The organism is Azospirillum doebereinerae, assembly GCF_003989665.1.
Lineage (GTDB): Bacteria > Pseudomonadota > Alphaproteobacteria > Azospirillales > Azospirillaceae > Azospirillum > Azospirillum doebereinerae.
The window spans coordinates 101,095-107,419 of the sequence record NZ_RZIJ01000023.1; the positions used below are offsets into that span (position 1 = coordinate 101,095).

Annotated in this window: 7 protein-coding genes and 1 tRNA gene; 7 read left to right on the forward strand and 1 reads right to left on the reverse strand. The window is 63.1% G+C overall.

What is annotated here, in order from left to right; translation table 11 throughout:
* The first annotated feature begins 52 nt into the window (after nt 1-52).
* Nucleotides 53-757 carry a tRNA (adenosine(37)-N6)-threonylcarbamoyltransferase complex dimerization subunit type 1 TsaB gene (tsaB, locus tag EJ913_RS24125; RefSeq protein ID WP_127002706.1) on the forward strand — a complete coding sequence of 235 codons (705 nt, stop codon included), beginning with the start codon at nt 53-55 and terminating at the stop codon, nt 755-757.
* Complete coding sequence (locus tag EJ913_RS24130; protein WP_238522290.1) at nt 754-1,233, forward strand: GNAT family N-acetyltransferase; 480 nt, start codon at nt 754-756, stop codon at nt 1,231-1,233. Before tsaB ends, EJ913_RS24130 begins: the two co-directional genes overlap by 4 nt.
* 3 nt (nt 1,234-1,236) lie before the next feature.
* Here EJ913_RS24130 and EJ913_RS24135 read toward each other — a convergent pair whose 3' ends face one another.
* Nucleotides 1,237-1,491 (reverse strand): sulfurtransferase TusA family protein, encoded by a 255-nt coding sequence (locus EJ913_RS24135; RefSeq protein WP_127002708.1) that lies wholly within the window; start codon nt 1,489-1,491, stop codon nt 1,237-1,239.
* A 90-nt stretch (nt 1,492-1,581) separates the two neighbouring features.
* Between EJ913_RS24135 and EJ913_RS24140 the strand changes: the two genes are divergently transcribed.
* From EJ913_RS24140 to EJ913_RS24160, 5 genes are all read left to right on the forward strand, one after another.
* A complete protein-coding gene (locus EJ913_RS24140; RefSeq protein ID WP_127002711.1) occupies nt 1,582-1,998 on the forward strand; it encodes a Ros/MucR family transcriptional regulator in 417 nt (138 codons plus the stop codon).
* A gap of 215 nt (nt 1,999-2,213) precedes the next feature.
* On the forward strand, nt 2,214-3,035 hold the full coding sequence (locus EJ913_RS24145; RefSeq protein ID WP_127002713.1) for a GNAT family N-acetyltransferase: 822 nt from the start codon (nt 2,214-2,216) through the stop codon (nt 3,033-3,035).
* Between the two features lie 8 nt (nt 3,036-3,043).
* Nucleotides 3,044-3,886, forward strand: a complete 843-nt coding sequence (locus EJ913_RS24150; RefSeq protein WP_127002715.1) for a lysophospholipid acyltransferase family protein — start codon at nt 3,044-3,046, stop codon at nt 3,884-3,886.
* A gap of 67 nt (nt 3,887-3,953) precedes the next feature.
* Nucleotides 3,954-4,027 (forward strand) — tRNA-Gly (locus tag EJ913_RS24155).
* Nucleotides 4,028-4,243: 216 nt separating this feature from the next.
* Complete coding sequence (locus tag EJ913_RS24160; RefSeq protein ID WP_127002717.1) at nt 4,244-5,446, forward strand: tyrosine-type recombinase/integrase; 1,203 nt, start codon at nt 4,244-4,246, stop codon at nt 5,444-5,446.
* The last annotated feature ends 879 nt before the right edge of the window (nt 5,447-6,325 follow it).

Consider the following 6,325-nt stretch of genomic DNA (forward strand, 5'->3'; position numbering starts at 1 on the left):
TGTGCGAATGGGAGGGCCTGAGAGTGCTGTCTAGCACGGGGAAGACGGGGCGATGAAGGTCCTGGGACTGGACACGGCGACGTCGGGCTGCTCCGCCGCGCTGTGGAACGACGCGGCTGCCGATGCCCGATCCGATGGGAAGCGCATCACCGTCCGGCGCAGCGCGCCGATGGCGCGCGGCCAGGCCGAGTTGCTGGTGCCGCTGGCCCAGGCCGTCCTGGAGGAGGCCGGTGCCGGCTTCGCGGATCTCGACCGCATCGCGGTGACGGTCGGGCCGGGCGCCTTCACCGGCCTGCGCATCGCGCTGGCCGCCGCGCGCGGCATCGCCGTGGCGCACGACCTGCCCGTGGTCGGCGTCACCACCTTCGACGCCGTCGCCCACGGCCTGCCGGAGGTGGAGCGCGCCGGCCGTTCGGTGCTGGTCGCGGTCGACAGCCGCCGGACGGAGCCCTTCCTCCAACTGTTCGACGCCGCCCTGACCCCAGTCGGCGAACCAACGATGCTGGACCCGGCGGCGGTGCCCGGCTGGCTGGACGGATTCCTGCCCGCCGACGCGCCGCTGCTGCTCGCCGGCGACGGCGCGACGGCGCTGCTTGTCGTGCTGGGTCAAAGGGACGGCCTGTCGGTGGCGGCGGGCGACGGCACGCCGGACGCCGCCGTGGTCGCGGCGCTGGGCGCGGCGCGGCCGGCCGGGCTGCCGGCCGAGCCCTTCTATCTGCGTCCGCCCGACGTCACGCTGCCGAAGCCCAAACCGTGACCGCCGCGACCGGGCGGGGCGGCATCGCGCTGCACCCCGCCGGCCCGCTGGAGGCCGCCGTGGTGGCGGCGCTCCAGCAGGCCTGTTTTCCTGACGATCCCTGGGACGAGGCGTCCATCGCCACGCTGGCCTGCCCGCCCGGCGGCTTCGCCGTGCTGGCCCTAAACGGGGAGGAGCCGATCGGCTTCGCCCTGGCCCGCGTTGCGGCGGAGGACGCCGAGATCCTGGCCATCGGCGTGCTGCCGTCCGGCCGCCGCGCGGGCGCGGGGCGCCGCCTGGTGGACGCCGTGTCGACCGGCGCGCGACGTCTGGGCGCGACCGCGTTGTTTCTTGAAGTGGCCGAGGACAACGAAGCGGCACGGAGTCTATACAAGGCTTGCGGCTTCTTTTCGGTCGGCCGGCGCCCCGGATACTACAAGCGTCGGGACGGGCGGGTGGCCGCCCTAGTGCTGCGTCACGACCTGTCCGCGGGCTAGGCGTTAATTTTTCCGCACCCGCAAGCGGTGGACGCCGGTCAAATCCTCCTGGTCCTCCGCATTCAGAGACAGAATGCTGTGCCCCAGTTCCGCCAAGGAACGGGGCACGTTTTCCAAGGGTTCACCCGCGTTCAGGCGGACTTCCAGGGCCTGTCCGACCGCCATCCGCTCCACCATCAACTTGGTCTTGACGAAGGTTAACGGGCAGACCTCGTTGGTGATGTCGAGAAACAAGTCGGTGGAGTTTTTTTCGCTCATTGCTTCCTCTTTATGATCAAAGGATGGATATTGCACCTTGGCACAAACCTCTTTATATGGAGAGGAACGAATGCTGCGGAGCAAGCTTACATGAGCAACGGGTCCCCTTCCAACGCGCTGTTGTCTCTGACCACGGAGATCGTGGCGGCGCATGTCTCCAACAATACAGTGGCTCTCAACGATCTTCCGACGCTGATCGAGCAGGTCTACAAGTCGCTGGCCAATGTCGGGACCGAGCCCACGGTGACGGAAGAGCGGCCTCAGCCCGCCGTTCCCATCAAGAAGTCGGTGACCCCGGATTACATCGTGTGCCTGGAAGACGGCAAGAAACTCAAGATGCTGAAGCGGCATCTGAAGACAGCGTACAATATGTCGCCCGAAGAATACCGCGAGCGTTGGGGCCTGCCGACCGATTACCCGATGGTCGCGCCCAACTACGCGCGCCAGCGCAGCTCGCTGGCCAAGCAGATCGGCCTGGGCACGCGCGCGCGCCGCGGCGCCGCCTGAACGGCCCCGTTCTGACGGATTTATGACGGATCGCCGCCGTTTTGGCGGCCCGATGAGGCCGGTCTCCCCGACGATGTCGGTTGACCGGCGCCCGTCGCTTCGTGTTATCCCTTGCGATGCGTGTGTGCCCACTCCTTCGATCCGGTCGCTTGCTCCCGGTGACGATGGCGGTCGGTACGGCGCACCGTCGCGAACCACGGCAGCGAACCGTCGATATGGCTGATACGAGCGTGGACCAGGGCGAAGCGTCCGGAATTCGGATGGGCTCCCTGGAAGTGCGGCTGGCCGAGACCGCCGCCGAGATCGACTGGGCGCAGGCTCTGCGTTACCGGGTTTTCTACGACGAGATGGCGGCCGTCCCGACGGACGCGATGAAGGCGCAACTGCGCGATTTCGACGAGTTCGACGCGCTGTGCGACCATTTGCTGGTGATCGATCACGCGCGGGGCAACGGGCCGGACATGGTGGTCGGCACCTACCGGCTGATCCGCCGCCCGGCCGCCGCCAGGGCCGGCCGTTTCTACTCCAGCGACGAATACGACATCTCCCCCTTGGTCGCCTGGCCGGGCGAGATTCTGGAGCTTGGGCGGTCCTGCGTGGACGCCGGCTACCGGACGCGCGGCAGCATGCAACTGCTGTGGCGGGGGATCGCGGCCTATGTGTTCCACCACGACATCGCGCTGATGTTCGGCTGCGCCAGCCTGCCGGGGACCGATCCGGGCGCGCTCGCCGAACCGCTGGCCTACCTTCACCACCACCATCTGGCCCCCCCCGATCTCCGTGCCACGGCCCTGCCCGAGCGCTATGTCTCGATGAACCTGATGGACAAGGACCGGATCGACCCGAAGCGGGCGCTGAACATCCTGCCGCCGTTGATCAAGGGCTATCTGCGGCTGGGTGGCTTCATCGGCGACGGCGTGGTGATCGACCACCAGTTCAACACCACCGACGTCTGCATCGTGGTCAAGACCGACCTGATCACCGACAAGTATTTCAAGCATTACGAACGTCGCAGCCGCGACGGCCAACCGGGCTGAGTTCCACGATGACCGAAACCGCGCAAGCGTTGGGATCGACCGGACGCGGCGCGCTGCGCCTTGCGGCCTACGCGCTGTGGACGGTGACGCTGATCCCGGTGCAGGCGGTGGCCGTGGCGCTGAAGCGGCCGCTGCGGCACCGGCTGCCGGTGTTCTACCACCGCGCTTGTGCCCGCCTGATGGGCCTGGACGTGGTCGTCCGCGGGCAGCGGGCGACCGAGGGACCGGTGCTGTTCGTCTCCAACCATTCCTCCTATCTGGACATCACGGTTCTGGGATCCGTCATCCCCGGTTCCTTCATCGCCAAGACCGAGGTGGCCGGCTGGCCGTTCTTCGGGCTGCTCGCCAAGCTGCAACGGACGGTGTTCGTCGAGCGCAAGGCGCGCACGGAGGTCGGCAAGCAGCGGGACGACATCGGCGCCCGCCTGGAGTCCGGCGACAGCCTGATCCTGTTTCCCGAGGGCACGTCGAGCGACGGCAACCGCACGCTGCCCTTCAAGACCGCCCTGTTCGCGGTGGCTTCCCGGCGCATCGCAGGCAAGGCGCTGACGGTGCAGCCGGTCAGCGTGACGCCGACGCGGCTGGACGGGATTCCCATGGGGATCGCCTTCCGCCCCTTCTACGCCTGGTACGGCGACATGGACCTCGCTCCGCACCTGTGGCAAGCGTTCAAGCTCGGCGGTATGACCGTCGAGGTGGAGTTCCACCCCCCGGTGACCATCGACGGCTTTTCCAGCCGCAAGGCCATCGCCGAGCATTGCCAACGCGCTGTCTCGCAAGGAGTCGTCCGTGCCGTAACCGGCCGCCACGACGCGCCGGCCCTGGTGGAACCGCAAAAGGCGATCGCTTGATCATTCCTTGTTTTCCTCACGGGAACGCTTGAATCCGGCGAAGCTGTCGCCTATAAACAGCGGGCACGCGGGTGTAGCTCAATGGTAGAGCAGAAGCTTCCCAAGCTTACGACGAGGGTTCGATTCCCTTCACCCGCTCCAACGACTTCCCTAAGAGATCAATGAGTTAGCATCGAACCGGGATGCAGTTCGGTGCTTCGGTGTGCCTGATTTTGCTCCATGCTAGCTTACATCCGGGCTTACACAGGGCGTGTAGGCGGACTGTAAGCCGATGGCGGGCGAATCGACGCCCTCACGCGGAAAGCCCGCCCAGCGGCCTTGTAAGCGCCTCTCGTGTAAGTAGGGGGTGACACAAGCATGGCCCGCGTCCGCCTTACCAAGCCCCTTGTGGACGAGCTACAGCTGCCGGAGAAGGGGCAAGCCTTCGTCTGGGATAGCGAGGTGCCCGGCTTCGCCGTCCGCGCCACGCCCAGCGGTGCGAAAGCCTGGATCGTGCAGATGCGGGTTCGTGGCGGCAAGGAACGCCGCATGACCATCGGGTTCTGCAACAAGGTGCCGCTCGACAAGGCGCGCCAGGAGGCCAGGAAGGTGCTCGCCACCGCCGACCTTGGCCGTGACCCTGCCCAGGAGCGCAAGGAGGCGCGCGAGGTCAAGCCGGATCTGAACCCGACCTTCACCGACTTCTCGACCCGCTGGATGACCGAGGTGGCCGAGCGCCGCAACCGTGACGGCACCCTGAAGAACCGTCGCTTGCTGTTGAAGAACCACGTCCTGCCGGTTCTGGGCGAAAAGCGGATAGCCGACATCCAGCGCAAGGACATCGAGGATCTGCATCACCGGATTTCCCAGCGTTTTCCGGTCGCGGCGAATCGGGCTGTGTCCCTCTGTTCCGCCATCTTCTCCGCCGCCGAGCGGTGGGGAATGCTGCCAGCCAACCCCGCCTTCAAGATCGAGCGGAACACCGAGGAGGGCCGTGAGCGCTATCTGACGCCAGAGGAGATTGCCCGCCTGCATGTGGCGCTGGACCAAAGCCCCGCGCAGGACTCCGCCGACGTGGTGCGTCTTCTGCTGCTGACCGGCGCACGGGTGGGCGAGGTGTTGGCAATGCAGTGGTCCCATGTCGATCTGGCGGTCGGCATGTGGATCAAGCCGGCCGCCACGACCAAGCAGAAGCGCATCCATCGTGTCCCCCTGTCGCCGGCCGCCGTCGAGGTGCTGACCAAGCGTCAAGCTGCCAAAACGGCCAAGCGACCCAAGGCGGAATCGCCGCCGTGGGTTTTTCCCGGTGACGGCACGGACGGCCATATGACGACCATCCGCACCTTCTGGGCGGCGGTTTGCCGCCGGGCCAGGATCGAAGGTGTCCGGGTTCACGATGTCCGCCATACCTTTGCCAGCCTGCTTGTGTCGTCAGGTGAGAGCCTCCCTGTGGTGGGTGCCCTGCTGGGGCACACCCAGGCGAAGACGACCAGCCGTTATGCTCATCTCCTTGATGATGCACTGAGAGCTGCAACGCAAAAAATTGCCGCGATAATTGTGAACGGCTCGAAAAATGGCTGATGATCTGTTTCTCATCGAGTCGTGTGGTATTTTACATTCTCATAAGCCGAGATGGGAAAGTAAGGAAAACTATGGAAATTTGAGACGAGCTGTCTCATTGATAGAGTCAATGGCATCAAAAATACTGAGTGATGATCATAGTAGGGATATATAAAAGTTGCGTTTCGGGATTTACATTAAAGAACATTATCTGCCTGAAAGAAAACGTTTAGCATTAATAGGATGAAAGTGTGGGAATTATTACCCATCTCAGACCTGTCCGTATTATGTTTGGCGTGATGCTCATATGGAGATTGCATGGGAGTATTTGAGGCGCTCCTCAGATTACAAGACGTATTTCTCAAGATATATGAGAAAACTGAGTGAATGTTTTCCGTTCATTGCGGATTGTGTAATCGCGAAATTCGGTAGTCCGGAAAATTACCCGGAACCTTACAGAGAATTCGTCCACACTTATAAAGTGAAGGAGGACTTTCATAGCGCTTGTAGAATGCTATCTCAGTCAAATAATTACAAGGCACAATTTTAGCACTTAGATGAAAATAATGGGGATTCTTGGAGAAGCAAAAGGAATATACAAATAAGTGAGAGGACCTATGATATCATAAATATTCTTCAACATTTTGGCGTTACGCACCAAGATTGCAACATTACACCAGTTTTCTCACGGCATACCCAGCCAGTTAAAGTAGTCGGCACGAAGCACATGCTAAAAAATGAAATATACTGCTTATACCGGCTCACGCCTGAACTGACTCTGGGGGCGCAGGGGATTCCCAAATTATAGCGAGCATGATTCACCGAAGCTCCACCGGGAGTGGGGGTGACTATGTCGGCAAGCCTGAAGATCGCGGACGGGATGACGGCGGCGGCCCTGCG